Below are 19,049 nucleotides of genomic sequence, written 5' to 3' on the forward strand. Positions count from 1 at the left end.
GGACAACGTGTCACTCGCAGCGAAACCGACTCCTTGTCGTGTCAGCCTTTCAGGCCGCTGACCTGAGTCAGCAGGCGTTGCGCACGGGGACGCAGTTCTCCTCGTCCACCACCGATGACCTCCCTGCTCACGGTGGGAAGCACCAGGTGGGTGGCCGGGCCGAAGATGGCCGCCAGCCCTTCGACGGTGCCTCCCTGGGCTCCGATGCCCGGGGCCAGGATCGACCCGTTGAAGCGGGTCAGGTCGCATCCCGGATCGGCATGGGTGGCCCCGATGACCAGACCGACGGCGTGCTCCCAGGCCGAGTTCCCGGCCACGATCTCGTCGACGACCAGCTGGGCGGCCCCGGCCTGCAACACCTGCCCCTCGGGGTTGGAGGTCCGAGCCAGCACGTAGAGCCCCCGCCCCTCGGCAACGGCTGCCTCGATGGCGGGGAGCAGGGCCCCGACCCCCAGGTAGGGGTTCACGGTGAGGGCATCTGCCGCCAGTGGCGAGTCACCCCTGAGATAGGCGGCGGCGTATCCGGCCATCGAGGAGCCGATGTCACCTCGTTTGGCGTCGAGGATGCTGAGTGCCCCGGCGCCTCTGATGTCAGCGAGCACCTGCTCCAGCACCGCCACCCCGCGCGAACCGAAGGCCTCGAAGAAGGCCGACTGGGGCTTGAAGACCGCGACCTGCTCCCCCAGTGCCTCGACGATGCCCCGCGCACAGGCCTCGAGACCGGCCAGGTCCCGCCCCAGTCCCCAGGCGTCGAGGACCGATGGCATCGGGTCGATCCCGACGCAGAGCCTTCCCCGGGTCGTGGTGCATTCCTCCAGTGTGGTGAACCAGCTCATCGTCGTCCTGTCAGTTCGTGGATGCCCCGCACCAGGGCGGGTCCGGCGTAGATGAATCCGGTGTACAGCTGGATCAGGCTGGCCCCGGCGTCGAACATGCGTGCCGCGTCCCGAGGGCTCATGATGCCCCCCACCCCGATGACCGGGAGCGCGGTGGTCCCGGCCACGGTCTCGACGAAACGAAGCGCCCGGGCTGTCAGGGGTGCCCCGGACAGCCCTCCTGCCTCGTCTCTCAGGTGCTGATCGCTCGGCCGGAGGCCATCGCGGGAGAGCGTGGTGTTCGTGGCGATCACCCCGGCCGCGCCGGCATCGCTGATCGCGGCGAGGATCTCGGGCAGACCATCAGGGTCGAGGTCCGGGGCGAGCTTGACGAACACCGGCACCGGGTGACCGCCCTCACCTGCCGCGCCGATGACCGAGGTGATGAGTGTCGTGAGCTCCTGAGCCGTCTGGAGCGAACGAAGCCCCGGGGTGTTGGGACTCGAGACGTTGACCGAGAAGTAGTCGGCGAAGTCTCGCAGCACGTCCACGGAACCGACGTAGTCGGTGCGGGCCCGGGCCATCGGCACCACCTTCGTCTTGCCGATGGAGATGCCGAGCGGGATCCCGAGCCGCAGGTTGCCCCGCTGGACGCCGAGTTTGAGCAGCCGGTCGGCCAGGGCGTCGGCCCCGGCATTGTTGAAGCCCATGCGGTTGACGATGGCACGGGAGGCCACCGCCCGGAACACCCGTGGACGCTCGTTGCCCGGCTGGGCCTGCCCTGTCACCGTGCCCAGCTCTGCGAAACCGAACCCCAGTCGGGCCCAGGCCGGGGCCGCGATGCCGTCCTTGTCGAGACCGGCGGCGATCCCGACCCGGTTCGGGAAGCGGATCCCTGCCACCTCGACGGGGGCGACGACGCGGGCATGCCGGGTGCCGGGAACGTGACCGAGCCATTCGATCATCATCTCGTGGACCGCCTCCGGGTTGCCCCGGTGGAGCCGGAACAGCACGGGACGCAGCAGGCGCTGGTAGCAGGCCAGCTCGCTCAGGGTCAGCAGACCGGTCATGACGGGCTCGCCCATTCCTGCAGGGAACGGACCCCGAGCTCCCCCCGGATCTGGTTCTCGATCCCCTGCACGGCGGCCGCCAGCCCCGGCACCGTCGTGATGCACGCCACGTCCGCCATGACGGCGGCGGTGCGGATGAGGTAACCGTCCCTGCGGATGTTGACCCCGTTGTTGGCCCCCTGCGGGGTGTTGAAGATCAGATCGATCCCACCCTGCTTGATGAGGTCGACGATGCTCGGCTCGTCGCTGTCGGGTTCTCGTTGCGACAACTTCGCGACCTCCGTGACATCCACCCCGTTACGGCGCAGCACCGATGCGGTCCCGGATGTGGCCAGGATGCGGAAGCCCAGATCGGCGAGGCGTTTGATGGGCCAGATCGCGTGTCGTTTGTCACGGTTCGCGATGGAGACGAACACCGTCCCTGACGTCGGCAGGGGCCACCCACCGGCCGCCTGGGACTTGGCGTAGGCCAGACCGAAGCCCTCCGCCAGCCCCATCACCTCACCGGTGGAGCGCATCTCCGGTCCGAGCAGGGTGTCGACGAAGGCTCCTGTGACGGTCCGGAACCGGTTGAACGGCATCACGGCGTCCTTGACCGCCACCGGCGCCCCGGGATGCACGGTCGTGCCGTCCCCGACGGCACGCAGCATTCCCTCGGCCCTGAGATCCGCGATGCTGGATCCCAGCATGATCCGGGCCGCTGCCTTCGCCAACGGTGTGTTGGTGGCCTTGGAGACGAAGGGCACGGTCCGGGAGGCACGGGGATTGGCCTCGAGCACGTAGAGGATGTCGGCGTGCAGCGCGTACTGGATGTTGAGCAGGCCCCGGACCCCGACCCCTGCCGCGATGAGCTCGGTGGAGCGACGGATGCGTTCGATGATCTCGTCGCCCAGGGTGATGGGGGGCAGCGAGCAGGCCGAGTCACCGGAGTGGATGCCCGCCTCCTCGATGTGCTCCATCACGCCACCCAGGTACAGCTCGTGACCGTCGTACAGGGCGTCCACGTCGATCTCGACCGCGTCGTCCAGGAACCGGTCCACCAGCACCGGGGACCCCTCGGAGACCTCGGTCGCCCCCGCGATGTAGCGGTCCAGCGAGTCGTCGTCGTAGACGATCTCCATGCCCCGACCACCGAGCACGAAACTCGGGCGCACCAGCACCGGGTAACCGATCTCCGCAGCGATCTGGCGGGCCTCCGTGGCGGAGCCGGCCATCCCGTGCTTCGGCGCGGGAAGCCCCGCCTTGGCCAGCACCCGGCCGAAGGCACCGCGCTCCTCGGCCAGGTTGATGGCCTCCGGGGAGGTGCCGACGATGGGGACACCCGCGTCCTTGAGGACCTGGGCCAGCTTCAGGGGGGTCTGGCCACCGAGCTGACAGATGACACCTGCCACCGGGCCGGCCTGGGACTCCGCGTGGACGATCTCCAGGACGTCCTCGGCCGTCAGTGGTTCGAAGTAGAGCCGGTCGGAGGTGTCGTAGTCGGTGGAGACCGTCTCCGGGTTGCAGTTGACCATGATCGCCTCGTAGCCGGCCTCCCGCAGCGCCATCGTGGCATGGACGCAGGAGTAGTCGAACTCGATGCCCTGTCCGATCCGGTTGGGGCCGGACCCCAGGATGATCACGGCCTCCTTCGTCCTGGTCGGGACCTCGCTCTCCTCGTCGTAGGTCGAGTACAGGTACGGGGTCAGGGCCTCGAACTCGGCGGCACAGGTGTCGACCGCCTTGTAGACGGGGCGGATGTCGAGAGCCCACCGCAGCTGTCGCACGACGCTCTCGTCCAGACCACGCAGCGTCCCGATCTGGGAGTCGGACAGGCCGTGCCGTTTGGCCCGGCGCAGCAGCGCGGGGTCGAGTCGTTCCGCATCGGCCAGTTCCCGTCCCACCGAATGGATGAGAGCCACCTGGTCGAGGAACCACGGATCGATGCGGGTGGCCTCGAACAGCTGCTCGACGGTGGCTCCGGCGTCGAGGGCGTTCATCAGCTTCAGCAGGCGACCGTCGTGAGGACGCCGCAGCTCCTCGAGGACATCGGACAGGTCACGCCCCGTGGCACCGTCCTGCCAGAAGTTGGTCCCGGTCTCCGTGGAGCGCAACGCCTTGCCCAGGGCCTCGGTGAAGTTTCTGCCGATGGACATCACCTCACCCACCGACTTCATGTGGGTGGTCAGGGTCGAGTCGGCGGCCGGGAACTTCTCGAAGGCGAACCGCGGCACCTTCACCACGACGTAGTCCAGGGCCGGCTCGAAGGAGGCCGGGGTGACCCGGGTGATGTCGTTCGGGATCTCGTCGAGGGTGTACCCGACGGCCACCTTCGCGGCGATCTTCGCGATGGGGAACCCGGTGGCCTTCGAGGCCAGTGCTGAGGAGCGGCTGACCCTGGGGTTCATCTCGATGACGATCATCCGTCCGTCGACAGGATTGACGGCGAACTGGATGTTGCAGCCGCCGGTGTCCACCCCGACGGCACGGATGATGGCGATGCCGACATCACGCATCCGCTGGTACTCACGGTCGGTCAGCGTCATCGCCGGGGCCACCGTCACCGAGTCCCCCGTGTGGACCCCCATCGGATCGAAGTTCTCGATGGAGCAGATCACCACGACGTTGTCGGCCTTGTCGCGCATCACCTCCAGTTCGTACTCCTTCCATCCCAGGATTGACTCCTCGATGAGCACCTCGGTGACGGGACTGGCCGCCAGGCCCGTTCCTGCGATCTGTGCCAGCTCCTGTGGGGTGTGGGCGAAACCGGAACCCACTCCCCCCATCGTGAAGGAGGGGCGCACGACGACCGGGTAGCCGAGCTCATCGGCTGCGGCCATCACCTCGTCGAGGGTGTGGCACACCCGGGAGCGCGCCACCTCGGGGGCGCCACCCGGGATGTCGGTCAAGGAGGCGACGATGTCCTTGAACTGCTCCCGGTCCTCGCCGCGCTGGATGGCCTCGAAGGAGGCTCCGATCAGCTCGCAGCCGTACCGCTCCAGCACCCCGTTCTCGTGGAGGGCGACGGCGGTGTTGAGGGCCGTCTGCCCCCCCAGGGTGGCGAGCAGGGCGTCAGGACGCTCCTTGGCGATGACCCGCTCCACGAAGTCCGGTGTGATGGGTTCCACGTAGGTGGCGTCCGCGAAGTCCGGGTCCGTCATGATGGTCGCCGGGTTGGAGTTGACCAGCACGACTCGGAACCCCTCGGCCTTGAGCACGCGGCAGGCCTGGGTGCCGGAGTAGTCGAACTCGCAGGCCTGCCCGATGACGATCGGGCCGGAGCCGATGACGAGGATGGACGAGATGTCGGTTCTACGAGGCATGGCACTCCTGAATCTGGGTGGTGAGGAACCGGACTCCATCACGGAACCGTTGGAAACTCGGTGAGGAATTGTTCTCGACATCGATGTGAGGAGCGATGTCGGTGGTGAGCTCGATCTTCTTAAGCCCGCCCTTGTGCTTGGGAACACTACTGAGCAGGTTCTCGAGCCGACGGGCGGGGTCCCGGATCGCATCGGGCTCACGCAGTCCCCGCTTCTGGGACATGTTCTTGAACGCACTCCCGTAGGCCTGCTCCAGGGCGTGTGGGTCGCCGAAGTACCAGGCCTCGAGCATCTCCACGGCGATTCGGGGGAGCACCTGGCCATCCTGCTTCGCCGTGTGACTGGCGACGTTGAGCTCGGCCTTGCGCACAGCAGCCACCAGGTTCTCACGGAATTCTGCACAGTCGTCGGTATCGGAATCCACGACCAGGACCACGCGGTGGGTGGGGTTGGTCGGCAGCCAGTTCGCATGGCCCCGGAGCCGTTTCGGCACCTTCTTCAAGAACTCGCTCTTGCCACCGAGGTTGAACACATCGAAACTGGTGTCAGCGGGAAGCAGCCTCGGCAGGATCTGTTCGAGGAAGAGTTGCATCGTGTACCCCTCCACCAGGAAATCGAGATGGGCCTTCCTGCTGTCCATCCGTCACACCAATCCCGGATCAGCCAAGCGGAGGTAACCCTCCGCCCACAGCTCGGACAGCGACGCCCCGGTCTCCAGCATCTTCATGACCCGCTCGTCGTCCGAGACCCGGTGGACGTGGGCATAGCCCTGGTCGTCGCGGGAGATGGTACGAACCTCCTGGGGCCTCACCGCTGACAGGAAATCACGGGAGTGGGTGGTGACCAGCACCTGGGAATGCGCGGACAGTTGCCGGAAATCCTCCACCAATGCCGGGATCAGTCGAGGGTGCAGTTGGTTCTCCGGCTCCTCGACACCGATCACCGTCGGAGGATTCGGGTCATGGAGCATGGTGAGGTAGGCGAGCAGCTTCAGTGTGCCATCGCTGGTGAACCGGTCCAGCACCGGATCGTCGAAGGGACGATCCTTGAGTCGCAACAGCAGCCTGCCATCCTCGAGCAGCTTGGGGCGGATGCTCTCCAACTGAGGCACGCGCGTACCAAGGGCCGTGAAAACCTGCTCCAGGGCATCAGGGTGTTGCTCCTGCAGGTACTGCACCACATTGGCCAGGTTGTCCCCGGTCTGACTGAGCCGGGGCTCGGGGCGACCGGTCGGAGTGGTGCGGGTGTTGTCCGCGCTCAGGTAGGACAGGTACCAGCCCTGGATGAAGTGGCGCAATGCCTGCACCCGTTGATGGCGCTGCATCTGGCCGAGAGCAGAGACCGCCAACAAATCGGGGGAATCCATCGTCTCGTCCTCATAGGCCTGGGTCTGCTCGTTGTACACCTTGCCCTGGCCATGCTTGAACACGAGGATGCCTCGGGGACGGCCCTGGGCCGGGGCGGTGGTCCAGCGCAGTTCCTCACGCTCCACCACCGGCAGACCGTGCTCCTCCCCCACTGCCAGTTGGTATGTGGTCCGGCGTGGTCTGCCGTTGATCTCCACCGTGTACGTCAGCTCGAACTCGACGGGACCTTCGCTGCCTCGGCTGCGAATGGCGGCCATCCGGTTGCGGCGATCCCAGGCTGATCGAAGCCCGAGGGTGAAGGCCTCGTGCAGGAAGGCGAAGGCGTCGAAGACGGTGGACTTGCCACTCCCGTTCGCCCCGACCAGCACGGTCAGCGGGGTCAGGTTGTCGAGGCGGACATCACGCAGCACCCGGTAGTTCCTGATGCGGAAACTCACGATCTTCACGTCCGTGCCTCCATCAGGGTGGCGAAGCGGTCGAACAGGTGGTTGGCGTCGTGGGGCCCGGCGGCGGCCTCCGGGTGGTACTGCACCGAGAAGGCGACCAGGCGACCATCGCGTTCCAGCTCCAGTCCCTCGACCACCTGGTCGTTGAGACCGAGGTGGGAGACCCGGGCCGTCCCGAACTCGGTCCGGGTTCCCTGCTCCAGCGGCGCATCGACGGCGAAGCCGTGGTTCTGGGCGGTGATCTCCACCCTACCGGTGCTGCGGTCCAGCACCGGCTGGTTGATGCCACGGTGACCGAATTTCAGCTTGAAGGTGCCAAAGCCCAGGGCCCGCCCGAAGAGCTGGTTGCCGAAGCAGATCCCGAAGTAGGGCATCCCGGCCTCCAGGACCTGGCGCAGCACCTCGACCTGATGGTCCGCCGTCGCCGGGTCCCCCGGGCCGTTGCTGAAGAACACGCCATCGGGGGAGACGGCCCGGATGTCCTCGAAGGTCGCGGTCGCGGGCAGCACATGGACCTCCATCCCCCGCTCGGCCATCTGCTTCGGGGTCATGGTCTTGATGCCCAGATCCAGGGCGGCGACGGTGAACCGTTTCTCCCCCACCGCGGGAACCACGTAGGACTGCTCGGTGGAGACCCTCGCGCACAGGTCCGCCCCGCTCATGGCGGGCTGCTGCAGCACCCGGGCCAGCAGCCGCTGCGGGTCCTGCTCGATCGTCGAGATGCCGACCCGCATGGCACCGAGGCTACGGATGTGCCGGGTCAGCGCACGGGTGTCGATGCCACAGATCCCGACGATCCCCTGACGGGCCAGTTCGGCATCCAGGCTTCGATTGCTGCGCCAGTTGGAGGGGCGGGGCGACGGGTCGCGCACGACGTAGCCCGCCACGTGGATCCGCGTGGACTCGTCGTCCTCGTCGTTCCAGCCGGTGTTGCCGACGTGGGGGGCGGTGGCGAGCACCACCTGACCGTGGTAGCTCGGGTCCGTGAGGGTCTCCTGGTAGCCGGACATCCCGGTGGAGAACACCAGTTCCCCGAAGGTCTCCCCCGCCGCGCCGAATGATCTGCCGACGAAACAACGCCCGTCCTCGAGAACCAACAGTGCTGAGGTGTCCATGGGCGCTCCTTCGAAGGGTCAGATGTGGGGCCTCGTGTTCGCGGCCTTGCTCAACAAGCCGTTGAGGAAGCCGGGTGAGTCATCGGTGGAGAGGTCGCTGGCCAGCTTGACCGCCTCGGCGATGACGACAGGGGTGGGGGTGTCGGTGTGGTCCAGTTCGAAGACCGCGATGCGGGCGATGTTGCGATCCACCGCGGGCATCCGGTCCAGGGTCCACGACGAGTCGAGCGACTCCGCGATCCGTCGGTCGATCTGCTCGCCGTGCTCGGCGATGCCGTGGACGAGGGTGGCGGTGAGGTCGCGGATGGTGACACCCGCGACATCCCTCACCTCGATGAAGGTCTCGACGATACCCCGGCCCCGCAGCTCGGCGGAGAACAGGATGTCCAGGGCCCCTCGCCGAGCCTCCGTCCTGGGGCCGTGGCGGCCAGACTCAGCCATTCACCCGGGAGATGTAGGAACCGTCACGGGTGTCCACCTTGACCTTCTCGCCGGTGGTGATGAACAGCGGGACCTGGATCTCCTTGCCGGTCTCCAGGGTGGCGGGCTTGGTGCCGCCGGTGGAACGGTCGCCCTGCAGGCCGGGCTCGGTGTAGGTGATCTCCAGCTCGACGCTGGCTGGCATCTCCACGAACAGCGGGATGCCCTCGTGCATCGCGATGGTCGCCACCTGGTTCTCCAGGAGGTAGTCCTTGGCCTCCCCCAGCACGTCGGGGGCGATGTTGATCTGGTCGAAGGTGGTGTTGTCCATGAAGACGTAGTCCTCACCGTCGAGGTACAGGTACTGCATGTCCCTGCGGTCGATGGTGGCGGTGTCCACCTTCGTGTCGGAGTTGAAGGTCTTGTCGATGATCTTGCCGGTGAGCACGTGCTTCAGCTTCGAGCGCACGACCGTGTTGCCCTTGCCCGGCTTGTGGTGCTGGAACCACTGCACCTGCCAGAGCTGACCGTCCAGGTCGAGCACCATGCCGTTCTTCAGATCATTGGTGGATACCACGCCCGTTGCCTTTCATCCGCTTGCGGGGGCCGTCGCCGAATCTTACCCGTCAGTCACCGCTTCTCGAAAAACCGCTGTCCACGCCCGGGAGAGTTCCTGCTCGTCAGGGGCCTCGAGGATCACCGGGCTGCCCTGCTCCCTGAGCCCGACCAGTCGCAGCGTCGTACCACGCGACTTCTTGTCGAGGCTCATCAGGGCCCGAAGCTCCTGCCAGGCCTGCTCCGGGTACGAGATGGGCAGCCCCAGCCCTGCCAGCAACCGCGAGTGGTCGTTGACGCACCGTTTCGACAGCCCGAGCAACCGGCGCGAGACCTCGGCCATGAAGACCATGCCGACGGCGATCGCCTCACCGTGGCGCCAGGAGAAGTTCTCACGTGCCTCGACGGCATGTCCCAGGGTGTGACCGTAGTTGAGGGCCTCACGGCCCACCGCGTCCCCCACCGAGGTGCGCTCGGTCAGGTCCCGGCTGACCACCTCGGCCTTGACGGCCACCGCCCGTCCCACGAGTTCGGCGAAGGTGGCCGAGGTCACGTCGAGGGCTCCTGGCAGGTCGTCGTCGAGCAGCTGGAGGATGCGCGCATCCCGGATGAAACCGCACTTGACCACCTCGGCCAGTCCTGAACGGACCTCCACCTCAGGGAGACCGGTCAGCAGGTCCAGGTCGCACAGCACGGCCACAGGCTCGTGGAAGGCCCCGACCAGGTTCTTGCCGGTCGGCAGGTTGATCCCGGTCTTGCCGCCCACCGCGGCGTCCACCATGCCGAGCACCGAGGTGGGGATGCTGATGAAACCGACCCCGCGCAACCAGCTGGCCGCGACGAACCCCGCCAGGTCCGTGGTCGTGCCGCCGCCGAGACCGATCACGAGATCACTGCGGGTGAACCCGGCCCCGGCGAGTGCCTCCCAGCACCGGGTGAGCACCTCAGGGGTCTTGGCCGCCTCGGAGTCGGGTACCGGGATCAGGGTGACCTGCCGGTCGCCGCACCGGACCGCCACCAGCCCGGCCTGCCCGGCGAGTGTCTCCGGGACGATGATCGCGATGCGGGTGGCCGACCCCAGCACCCCTGGCAGCTCGGCCAGGGCACCATGGTCGATCACCACGTCATAGGGAACTGCTGCCGTCACGCCGATCCTCATGTCACCATCCTGGTTGATGCGAGTTCTGCTGCGATGTCATCGATGGATCGGCCATCGGTGTCCACCCGGGTACCTGCCAGCTCCTGGTAGAACGGGGTGCGTTCACGCAGCTGTTCGATGAGCCGTGCCCGGATGTTGCCGAGCAGCAGCGGGCGGGCGGTGTTCAACCCCACCCTGCGGGCCGCCACCGGGGCCGAGACCTCCAGCCAGATGACGTCGTGCCCCGCCAGGGCCTGCCGGATCGTCGGGTTGACAACGGCGCCACCCCCCAGGGCGATCACTCCCCCGCTCCCGAGCAGTTCCAGACTCGCGGACTCCTCGAGGGTGCGGAAGTGTTCCTCCCCCTCGTCGGTGAAGATCTCCGCGACCGGTTTCCCGACCACCTGCTCGATCCTCGTGTCCACATCCACGAAGGCCGTTCCCAACCGGTTCGCGAGTTCGACACCGACGCTGGTCTTGCCCGCGCCGGGGGCACCGATCAGGACGATGCTCACGAGTGCACCTCGAGGCCACGCAGCTCCAGGTCCGCGAGGTAGGCGTCACGGTTCCGGCGGGTCTCGGTGACGGAGTCTCCCCCGAATTTCTCCAGCACCAGTTCCGCCAGCACCAGGGCGGTCATGGCCTCGGCGACCACTCCCGCCGCGGGCACGGCACACACGTCGGAACGCTGGTGGTGCGCGGTCGCGGCCTCCCCGGTGCTGACATCCAGGGTCCGCAGCGCCCGCGGCACCGTCGCGATGGGCTTCATCGCGGCACGCACCCGCAGCACCTCACCGGTGGACATGCCACCCTCGACGCCTCCGGCATGGTGGGTGGCCCGGATGATGCCACGCTCACCGGGCAGGATCTCGTCGTGGGCGGCGGAGCCACGACGCCGGGCCAGGTCGAAGCCATCACCGAACTCCACCCCCTTGATGGCCTGGATCCCCATGAGCGCCCCGGCCAGGCGCGAGTCCAGACGGCGATCCCCCTGGATGTGGGAGCCGAGCCCGGGCGGCAGCCCCCACACCACGACCTCGACCACCCCACCCAGGGTGTCCCCCTCGCGGCGGCAGGCCTCCACCTCGGCGGCCATGGCCGCTGCGGCCTCCGGGTCGAGGCACCGGGTGGGGTCCGCATCGATGGCGGAGAGATCCTCCCACCGGGGAGGCGGCCCCGGCCGGGCCGCGACGGGGCCCAGCTCGACGACGTGGCTCAGGATCTCCACGTCGCAGGCCTGCCTCAGGAAGGCTGCTGCAACAGTTCCGAGCGCCACCCGTGCCGCGGTCTCACGTGCCGATGCACGCTCCAGGATCGGGCGGGCCTCGTCGAAGTCGTACTTCTGCATCCCGGCCAGGTCGGCGTGTCCGGGCCGAGGCCGGGTGAGCTTCGCGTTGCGGGCCTGCTCGATCAACACCTCAGCGGGGACCTCACCGGGGGCCATGACGGTCTCCCACTTCGGCCACTCGGTGTTGCCGACCATGATCGCGACGGGGGACCCGAGGGTCTCGCCGTGTCGGAACCCGCCGAGCACCGTCACCTCATCCGCCTCGAACCTCATGCGGGCTCCACGACCCACTCCCAGCCGTCGACGCGCCAGGGCGGCGGAGATCTCCGGCTCACCGACGCGCACGTGCGCGGGGATGCCTTCCATCGTGGCGATCAGGGCTTGGCCGTGGGACTCCCCAGCGGTGAGGTAACGCAGCATTGGGCCATTGTGTCAGGCCCGGGCACGCCGCTCGCACTCCGTCTGCGCGGCGGACAGGGCGAGGTCGAAGTCCAGGGGATGTCCGGTCAGCAGTTGGAACTGGTCGACGGCCTGTCCTGCCAACAGCTCCAACCCGGTGATGACGAGCTGTCCCGGGAGTGCCGCGGCGGCCAGTGGTGTGGGCCAGGGATCGTAGACCGCGTCGAAGAGCACCTCGGCCCTGGCCGCCCAGTGCGCGGCGCGAGGCGTCGTCGCATCGGCGGGCACGGTGCTGGCGACCAGGTCCACGGGCCGGAAGGTCTCATCCATCGGGATCACGGTGGTGTCGACGCCGAGGGCCAGTCCCAGATCGAGGACCCCGGTGGCCCGACCCGGGTCGCGGGCCAGCACGCTGACCTGCCGGACCGAGAGGCCTGCCAGGGCCACGAGCAGGGAACGGGCCGTCGCGCCGTTGCCGATGATGGCAGCGGTCCCCACTCCCGTGACCCCTCGACGGCGGCATGCCCGGACGAACCCGGGGACATCGGTGTTGAACACCTTCGGGGTGTGTCCGAAGGTGATGGTGTTGCCCCCTCCCACGAGACGGGAGACGGCATCGGGCTCCCCCAACTCCAGCAGGGCCCGCTTGTGCGGGGCCGTGACGCTGAGTCCCGCCCAGTCACCGTCCTCACGACGTGAGGCCACGAACCAGTCGAGTTCCTCCGGTGTCACCGTGACGGCCCGGTACTCCCAGTCCAGGCCGTGGACTTGATACCCGGCCCGATGGATGGCGGGTGAGAGGGAATGTGCAGCCGGATCACCGATGACGGCGCAGCGCATCGCGACACCGTGGTTCACTTGCACTTGCCGGGGTTGGCGGAACACCAGGTGCGCAGTTCCTGGACGTTCGCCTCATGTCCTGCGGCATCCACGGCGTACTTGGTCTCCCCGGTCTCCAGGTTGACGGCGGTGAAGAACAGGTAATCGTGGGTCTCCGGGTGCAGTGCGGCCTTGATCGCCGCCTCGCCGGGGTTGCTGATCGGCCCGGCGGGCAGACCCTTGTGGAGGTAGGTGTTGTAGGGGGAGTCGGTGGCACGGTCCTCCTCGGTGGTGAAGACCCGTGAGAAGTCCCCGATGGCGTAGTGCACGGTGGAGTCGAACTGCAGCGGCATGTCGGCCGCCAACCGGTTGTAGACCACCTGGGCGACCCTCGCCCGGTCCTCCGGACGTGCAGCCTCCTTCTCCACCAGTGAGGCCGTGATGAGCACCTCGTACGGAGTGCGTCCCACCTCTTCCGCGGCGGTCTCCAGGTTGATGGTGCCGGCCACCTTGTTGAACTGTTCGACCTGCTGCTTGAGCACCGCCAGCGCCTCCACGGGTTCGGCCACCTCGTAGGTGTCAGGGAACAGGAAGCCCTCGGGGTTGCCGTTCGCCCAGGAGGGCAGGCCGAGCTCCGGGGAACCCAGTGCCTCGCTCAGCTGCTCCTGCGTCAGTCCCAACTCGGTACTCAGTGTCTGCCACTGCTGGACGCGGGCCTGTCCTTCCTTGAGCTGCACCTTGAGGGCGACCTTGTTGTTGGGGTCCTGGAACAAGTCCAGGGCGGTCTTGGCGGGGATCTCGGTGCGCAGCCGCCACCGTCCGGCCTCGAGTTTGGCCGTCGGGTTGTTCCGGGCCACCTTGCGGAAGGTCGCAGCCGATTTGATCACCCCGTTCTCCACCAGGATGTTGCCGATGGCCGCCGCGGAGGAACCTTGTGGGATGACGATCTCGATCTGCTCGCGGCCTTCCCCGATGAAGTCCTCCTCCGCACGCATCGCCACCCAGGCCTCCTTGGCCTTGGCGTAGACGAACCAGCCACCACCCAGCAGGACCACGAGGGAGAGAATGACCGCGAAGGCACTGCGGGCGTGATAGCCGAACTTGCGCCAGTCGAACTTCGCGTCGTTGTCGACGAATGCGGGACTCACGATTCCTCCTCATCAAGCCCCCATCCGGCAGGTGAGCCGGTGGTTTCAAGGTCCACAGCACGTTGCAGGATCTCGACGGCCGCCGCCTGGTCGATCACCGAGCGTTGCCGACGCCTCGAGCGACCGGCACTGCCAAGACTACGTGATGCCCCGGCCGTGCTCAGCCGCTCATCGACGAGCCTGATCGGTACGCGGGGGACCCGGACCGCGAACCGCCTCACCTGCTCCAGGACGTACTGGGCGGCGATGTCGCGCTCCCCTGCCAGGGTCAGGGGAAGGCCGATGTAGACGATGCCCGGCTCGTACTCGGCGACCAACGCGGTGAGCCGGTCGAGCTCCCGTCCGTCGACGGGCACGGTCTCCACCGGATAGGCGAACCGGGTGCCCCGGTTGCAGGCCGAGACCCCGATGCGGGCCTTGCCCCAGTCGATCCCCAGCCGGGGTCCCTCAGGCACGATCAGCCAATGCGGCCTCGACGGCGGCGATGGCCTCCGGGGCCGCGCCGGGATCAGTACCGCCGCCCTGGGCCAGGTCGTCCTTGCCGCCGCCCTTGCCACCCATGGCCTGACACGCGACGGAGATGAGCGCCCCTGCCCTGATGCCGAGCTGTCGGGCAGCCGCATTCGTGGCGACCACCCCGGCGGCCTTGCCCTCCACGCCACCGGCCAGGGCGACCACCGCAGGTTCCTGTCCCAGCCTCTCCCGGATGTCGAGGGCCAGGGTCCGAAGGTCTCCCCCGGTGACACCGGGCAGGGCCGCCGCGACCAGGTTGACCCCACCGACCGGCCGGGCGGCGGCCGCCAGTTCACCGGAGCGGGCCAGCAGCTTCTCGGCCTGCAGCGCCGCGATCTGCTTCTCAGCGCTCTTCAGCTGGGAGAGGAGTTTCTCGACCCGCTCCACGAGTTGGTCGGGCTGAACCCGCAGGCTCTCGGTCAGGGTGGTCACCAGGGCACGCTCGGCAGCGAACCGATCGAAGGCATCCGCGGAGACGAGGGCCTCGATGCGGCGCACCCCGGAGCCGATCGAGGACTCGCTCAGCAGGTTGAGCACCCCGATCTGCGCGGTGTTGGGGACATGGGTACCACCACACAGTTCCCGCGACCACGGTCCGGCCAGCTCCACCATCCGCACGATCCGGGGGTACTTCTCCCCGAACATGGCCATCGCTCCCAGCTCCCTGGCCTCCTCGAGCCTCATCTCCTGCGCGGTCACCTCGAAGGAGTCACGGATGGCCTGGTTCGCCCGTTGCTCGACCTCGAGGCGGAGCGCCTCCCCCAGTCCCTGCGTCGAGGAGTAGTCGAAACGCAGGTAGCCGGGTTTGTTGTAGGAGCCGGCCTGGGTCGCGGTGGATCCGACGAGTTCCCGCAGTGCCGCGTGGACGATGTGGGTGGCGGTGTGGGCCTGGGATGCCGCGTGGCGGGCTGCTGCGTCCACCCGGGCCGCGGCGACGGCACCCACCCCGAGCTCACCGAGCAGCTGGACCCGGTGCACGATCAGTCCCGGGACGGGACGTTGCACGTCCAGCACCTCGGCCTGCCAGCCGTCACCGGAGATCGTCCCGGAATCGGAGTCCTGACCACCGGCCTCGGCGTAGAAGGGCGTGGCCTCCAGCACCAGTTCGACGACGTCACCGTCACCGGCGGAGTCCACCACCCGACCGTCGGCGATGATGCCGACCACACTGGCCTCGTGCTCCAGGTCCGTGTAACCGACGAAGGGGGTCTCGAAGCGTTCGCGGAGCGTCTTGTAGGCCTCCAGGTCGGCCGCGCCCCCCTTCTTCGCCCTGGCATCGGCCCTGGCCCGGTCCTTCTGCTCCTGCATGAGGGTCTGGAAACGTTCCCGGTCGACACCGAGCCCGGCCTCGGTGGCCATCTCCAGGGTCAGGTCGATGGGGAAACCGTAGGTGTCGTGCAGCTGGAAGGCGTCGTCCCCGGGCAGCACCGCCGAGCCCTCGGACCTCGCGCGGGCGACCGCGAGATCGAAGATCTGCGTGCCGGCGGCCAGGGTGCGCCGGAAGGTCTCCTCCTCGTGGGTGCTGATCTGGGCCACCCGGTCCCAGGCCTCCAGGATCTCCGGATAGGAGACACTCATCACGTCGCGACTGACCGGCAGCAGCTCACCCAGCACCGGCTCGTCGACACCGAGCAGCCGCATCGCCCGGATGGAGCGACGCAGCAGGCGGCGCAGCACGTAGCCACGGGCCTCGTTGCCGGGGGTCACGCCGTCGGTCATGAGCATCAGGGAGGACCGGATGTGGTCCGCCACCACCCGGAACCGGACGTCGTCGACCTGATCGGCCCCGTAGCGACGCCCGGACAGCTCGGCGGCCTTCGCGATGACCGGGTAGACCTCGTCGGTCTCGTACATGTTCGCCACGCCCTGCAGCAGGTAGGCGGTGCGTTCCAGACCACCACCGGTGTCGATGTTGCGGGTGGCGAGAGGACGCACCACGTCGAACCGGTCCTTGGCGGAGACATTGGTGATCTCCTCCTGTTGGAAGACCAGGTTCCAGATCTCGAGGAACCGGTCCTCATCGGCCTCGGGACCACCGTCGGGACCGAACTCGGGTCCGCGGTCGATGTAGATCTCGGAGCAGGGTCCCCCCGGGCCGGGAACCCCCATGTGCCAGTAGTTGTCCTTCAGCCCACGCTCCTGGATGCGGTTCCTCGGCACCCCGGCCCGCTGCCACAGCTCGATGGTCTCCTGGTCGCCGTGCAGGGCCGTCACCCAGACCCGGTCCGGGTGGAAACCGAAACCGCCGTTGTGGGCCTCGGTGGTCACCAGTTCCCACGCGAAGTTGATGGCTCCCTCCTTGAAGTAGTCCCCGAAGGAGAAGTTGCCGGTCATCTGGAAGAAGGTGCCGTGACGGGTGGTCTTGCCGACCTCGTCGATGTCCAGGGTGCGCACGCACTTCTGCACGCTGACGGCCCGCTCGTAGGGGGTTGGTTCCTCCCCCATGAAGTACGGCTTGAACGGCACCATGCCGGCGTTGACGAACAGCAGTGTGGGGTCGTTGTAGAGCAGCGACGCCGAGGGGACGACGGTGTGCCCGTTCCTGGCGAAGTACTCGATGAAACGGCTCCGGATCTCGGAGATCTTCATGCGGGAATTCCTTGAGATGGGTTCAGTCGGTGATCTCGAGGTCGAGCTCGCGGCGGAGCTCCTCCTCACGGTTTCGTCTGGCGGCATCGAAGGTGGCGTAGAACTCACCGAGTCCGGCGGCAGCCCGGCGACCACCGCGTTCGACGCGTTCCGCCACCCCCTGAGGGGTGAACTGCCGCAGCCAGCGCTTGCCGTTGACGAGCAGGAGCAGGGTGACGACGATTCCGGCGAGGAACCACAGCAGGCGACTCACTTCCGACGCCCCTTCCACGCGGTGCGGACCCCATGGGTCAGCGCGGCTGCCTTGATGAGCGGGGAGCCGAGGGTGACCGCGAACAACTGGGAGAGCCGTGCGGCGTTCTCGGTGACGACGGTGGCGTGTCCGGAGGCCCTGCTCAGGTCCTCGGTGACGAGCGACAGCTTCGCGAGCTCGTCGTTGGTGTTCTCCACGGTGCCACGCAGCTCGGTCAACACGGGGACGGAGTGCTGACCGAGGTCTCGGATCGCCAGCCTGGCCTCATCGAGGGTGCGGCCGAGTTTGAGGAGCGGGACGGCGGCCAGGCCGACCAGTACGCACAGTGCCACTGCGGCGATGAGGCCAGCCACCTCACCCAGGGTCACGGTCATCTGAGTCCCTCCTCACGTTGCGGGTTCCGCGCCAACTCTAGCCGACACCGCTGCTCAGCGCCCCAGCAGTCGTCGTACCGCGGCGAGCTGCTCGCCGACCGCGGCCTCGGCCCCATGTGTGGTGGGCAGGTAGTAGCGGGCCTCGGCCAGGTCCTCGGGCAGATAGGTCTGGCGGGAGACCCCCTCCGGGGTGTCGTGTGGATACTGGTAGCCCTGACCGTGGCCCAAGGCCTTCGCACCGGCGTAGTGCGCATCACGCAGGTGCGGGGGCACCGGTCCTCCCCGACCGGCCCGCACATCGGCGAGGGCCGCCTCCAGGCCGAGGTAGGCGGCGTTGGACTTCGGGGCCGCCGCCGCGGCGACGGTGGCATGGGCCAGGGTGATCCTGGCCTCCGGCATGCCGAGGAGCTGCACGGCCTGGGCCGCTGCCACGCAGGTCGCGAGTACCCCGGATGCCGCCATGCCGATGTCCTCGCTGGCCGAGATCATGAGTCGGCGGGCGATGAAGCGGGGGTCCTCCCCCGCCTCGAGCATCCGGGCCAGGTAGTGGAGGGCGGCATCCACGTCAGAGCCGCGGATCGACTTGATGAAGGCCGAGATGACGTCGTAGTGCTGGTCCCCGTCCCGGTCGTAGCGCACGGTTGCCCGATCCACCGCCCGGGTCAGCACCTCCGGGGTGATCTCACCGAGTCCCAGCGCCGTGGCGGAGGCCGCGGCCTCCTCGAGATAGGTCAGGGCCCGACGGGCGTCACCTCCGGCCAGACGCACGAGATCCTCTCTCGCCTCAGGGCTGAGGATGAGCGTCCCGCCCAGGCCACGGTCGTCGGTCACGGCACGTTCCACCAGAGCCGTGACGTCGTCGTCGGTCAGGGGTGTCAACCTGAGCAGCAGGGATCGGGACAGCAGTGGTGAGATCACGGAGAAACTGGGGTTCTCCGTGGTCGCGGCGATGAGGGTGACCAGTCGGTTCTCCACCGCGGGCAGCAGGGCGTCCTGCTGGGACTTCGAGAACCGGTGCACCTCATCGATGAACAGCACCGTGGGTCGGCCGCGTTCCAGTTCACGTCGGGCCCGCTCCAGTTCGGCCCGCAGTTCCTTGACGCCCACGCTCACCGCCGACAACTCCACGAAACGTGCCCCGGAGGCACGCGAGACGATGGCGGCCAGTGTGGTCTTGCCCACCCCGGGAGGTCCCCAGAGGAAGACGCTCATCGGTTGTCCCGCGACCAGACGGCGCAACGGGGAGCCGGGGGTCAGCAGGTGCTGCTGACCGACGATCTCGTCCAGGTCGAGTGGCCGCATCCTCACCGCCAGGGGTGCCCCCTCGGTGCGGGCATCGGCCAGTGATCCCCCGAGACGACCGGGGTCCGGGTCAACGTTGCCGAACAGATCCTCGTTCACGACGATGCACTTTAATCGACGAGGTGCAGCTGGGCGT

18 protein-coding genes are annotated in these 19,049 nt (G+C 67.9%); all 18 read right to left on the reverse strand.

The features are described 5' to 3' along the window. Positions 1–41 precede the first annotated feature (41 nt). From pyrF to EII34_RS01600, 18 genes are read right to left on the reverse strand one after another with little or no spacing between them, the layout of a single operon-like run. Positions 42–836, reverse strand: coding sequence for an orotidine-5'-phosphate decarboxylase (gene pyrF / locus EII34_RS01515; protein WP_124842083.1), 795 nt, complete (start codon positions 834–836; stop codon positions 42–44). Continuing rightward, positions 833–1,900, reverse strand: coding sequence for a quinone-dependent dihydroorotate dehydrogenase (locus EII34_RS01520; RefSeq protein WP_260425008.1), 1,068 nt, complete (start codon positions 1,898–1,900; stop codon positions 833–835). The genes pyrF and EII34_RS01520 overlap by 4 nt, the downstream gene beginning before the upstream one ends. Then, positions 1,882–5,187, reverse strand: coding sequence for a carbamoyl-phosphate synthase large subunit (carB, locus tag EII34_RS01525; protein ID WP_124842085.1), 3,306 nt, complete (start codon positions 5,185–5,187; stop codon positions 1,882–1,884). Before carB ends, EII34_RS01520 begins: the two co-directional genes overlap by 19 nt. Next, positions 5,177–5,827: a DUF4276 family protein gene (locus tag EII34_RS01530; protein ID WP_124842088.1), complete on the reverse strand. Its 651-nt coding sequence runs from the start codon at positions 5,825–5,827 to the stop codon at positions 5,177–5,179. The genes carB and EII34_RS01530 overlap by 11 nt, the downstream gene beginning before the upstream one ends. A gap of 3 nt (positions 5,828–5,830) precedes the next feature. Next, positions 5,831–7,000, reverse strand: coding sequence for an AAA family ATPase (locus EII34_RS01535; protein WP_124842091.1), 1,170 nt, complete (start codon positions 6,998–7,000; stop codon positions 5,831–5,833). Further along, complete coding sequence (gene carA / locus EII34_RS01540; protein WP_124842094.1) at positions 6,997–8,115, reverse strand: glutamine-hydrolyzing carbamoyl-phosphate synthase small subunit; 1,119 nt, start codon at positions 8,113–8,115, stop codon at positions 6,997–6,999. The genes EII34_RS01535 and carA overlap by 4 nt, the downstream gene beginning before the upstream one ends. A gap of 18 nt (positions 8,116–8,133) precedes the next feature. Continuing rightward, positions 8,134–8,556, reverse strand: coding sequence for a transcription antitermination factor NusB (nusB, locus tag EII34_RS01545; RefSeq protein ID WP_124842096.1), 423 nt, complete (start codon positions 8,554–8,556; stop codon positions 8,134–8,136). After that, positions 8,549–9,112: an elongation factor P gene (gene efp / locus EII34_RS01550; protein ID WP_124842099.1), complete on the reverse strand. Its 564-nt coding sequence runs from the start codon at positions 9,110–9,112 to the stop codon at positions 8,549–8,551. Before efp ends, nusB begins: the two co-directional genes overlap by 8 nt. Positions 9,113–9,154: 42 nt before the next feature. Then, on the reverse strand, positions 9,155–10,249 hold the full coding sequence (aroB, locus tag EII34_RS01555; RefSeq protein ID WP_124842103.1) for a 3-dehydroquinate synthase: 1,095 nt from the start codon (positions 10,247–10,249) through the stop codon (positions 9,155–9,157). Continuing rightward, positions 10,246–10,743 (reverse strand): shikimate kinase, encoded by a 498-nt coding sequence (locus EII34_RS01560; protein ID WP_124842106.1) that lies wholly within the window; start codon positions 10,741–10,743, stop codon positions 10,246–10,248. The genes aroB and EII34_RS01560 overlap by 4 nt, the downstream gene beginning before the upstream one ends. After that, positions 10,740–11,936, reverse strand: coding sequence for a chorismate synthase (aroC, locus tag EII34_RS01565; RefSeq protein ID WP_124842108.1), 1,197 nt, complete (start codon positions 11,934–11,936; stop codon positions 10,740–10,742). The genes EII34_RS01560 and aroC overlap by 4 nt, the downstream gene beginning before the upstream one ends. A gap of 12 nt (positions 11,937–11,948) precedes the next feature. Then, positions 11,949–12,755 (reverse strand): shikimate dehydrogenase family protein, encoded by an 807-nt coding sequence (locus EII34_RS01570; RefSeq protein WP_124842111.1) that lies wholly within the window; start codon positions 12,753–12,755, stop codon positions 11,949–11,951. A 14-nt stretch (positions 12,756–12,769) separates the two neighbouring features. Continuing rightward, positions 12,770–13,882 (reverse strand): endolytic transglycosylase MltG, encoded by a 1,113-nt coding sequence (mltG, locus tag EII34_RS01575; protein WP_185711116.1) that lies wholly within the window; start codon positions 13,880–13,882, stop codon positions 12,770–12,772. After that, entirely contained in the window at positions 13,879–14,337 is a 459-nt protein-coding gene (gene ruvX, locus EII34_RS01580) for a Holliday junction resolvase RuvX (protein WP_124842117.1), read from the reverse strand. The genes mltG and ruvX overlap by 4 nt, the downstream gene beginning before the upstream one ends. Further along, positions 14,330–16,984, reverse strand: coding sequence for an alanine--tRNA ligase (gene alaS / locus EII34_RS01585; RefSeq protein WP_124842120.1), 2,655 nt, complete (start codon positions 16,982–16,984; stop codon positions 14,330–14,332). Before alaS ends, ruvX begins: the two co-directional genes overlap by 8 nt. 22 nt (positions 16,985–17,006) lie before the next feature. Continuing rightward, the gene (locus EII34_RS01590; RefSeq protein ID WP_124842123.1) at positions 17,007–17,237 is read right to left on the reverse strand and encodes a hypothetical protein; all 231 of its coding nucleotides are present in this window, start codon (positions 17,235–17,237) and stop codon (positions 17,007–17,009) included. Further along, entirely contained in the window at positions 17,234–17,611 is a 378-nt protein-coding gene (locus EII34_RS01595) for a DUF948 domain-containing protein (protein WP_260425009.1), read from the reverse strand. Before EII34_RS01595 ends, EII34_RS01590 begins: the two co-directional genes overlap by 4 nt. Before the next feature lie 54 nt (positions 17,612–17,665). Next, a complete protein-coding gene (locus tag EII34_RS01600) occupies positions 17,666–19,012 on the reverse strand; it encodes a replication-associated recombination protein A (protein ID WP_124842126.1) in 1,347 nt (448 codons plus the stop codon). Between the last annotated feature and the right edge of the window lie 37 nt (positions 19,013–19,049).

The organism is Arachnia propionica (assembly GCF_003859805.1).
GTDB classification, from domain to species: domain Bacteria; phylum Actinomycetota; class Actinomycetes; order Propionibacteriales; family Propionibacteriaceae; genus Arachnia; species Arachnia propionica_C.

What these genes read in the sequence shown, in the direction of transcription:
- pyrF (WP_124842083.1), bottom strand. Translation starts at nt 836, where the DNA reads ATGAGCTGGTTCACCACACTGGAGGAATGCACCACGACCCGGGGAAGG.
- EII34_RS01520 (WP_260425008.1), bottom strand. Translation starts at nt 1,900, where the DNA reads ATGGGCGAGCCCGTCATGACCGGTCTGCTGACCCTGAGCGAGCTGGCC.
- carB (WP_124842085.1), bottom strand. Translation starts at nt 5,187, where the DNA reads ATGCCTCGTAGAACCGACATCTCGTCCATCCTCGTCATCGGCTCCGGC.
- EII34_RS01530 (WP_124842088.1), bottom strand. Translation starts at nt 5,827, where the DNA reads ATGGACAGCAGGAAGGCCCATCTCGATTTCCTGGTGGAGGGGTACACG.
- carA (WP_124842094.1), bottom strand. Translation starts at nt 8,115, where the DNA reads ATGGACACCTCAGCACTGTTGGTTCTCGAGGACGGGCGTTGTTTCGTC.
- nusB (WP_124842096.1), bottom strand. Translation starts at nt 8,556, where the DNA reads ATGGCTGAGTCTGGCCGCCACGGCCCCAGGACGGAGGCTCGGCGAGGG.
- aroB (WP_124842103.1), bottom strand. Translation starts at nt 10,249, where the DNA reads ATGAGGATCGGCGTGACGGCAGCAGTTCCCTATGACGTGGTGATCGAC.
- aroC (WP_124842108.1), bottom strand. Translation starts at nt 11,936, where the DNA reads ATGCTGCGTTACCTCACCGCTGGGGAGTCCCACGGCCAAGCCCTGATC.
- EII34_RS01570 (WP_124842111.1), bottom strand. Translation starts at nt 12,755, where the DNA reads ATGCGCTGCGCCGTCATCGGTGATCCGGCTGCACATTCCCTCTCACCC.
- alaS (WP_124842120.1), bottom strand. Translation starts at nt 16,984, where the DNA reads ATGAAGATCTCCGAGATCCGGAGCCGTTTCATCGAGTACTTCGCCAGG.
- EII34_RS01595 (WP_260425009.1), bottom strand. Translation starts at nt 17,611, where the DNA reads ATGACCGTGACCCTGGGTGAGGTGGCTGGCCTCATCGCCGCAGTGGCA.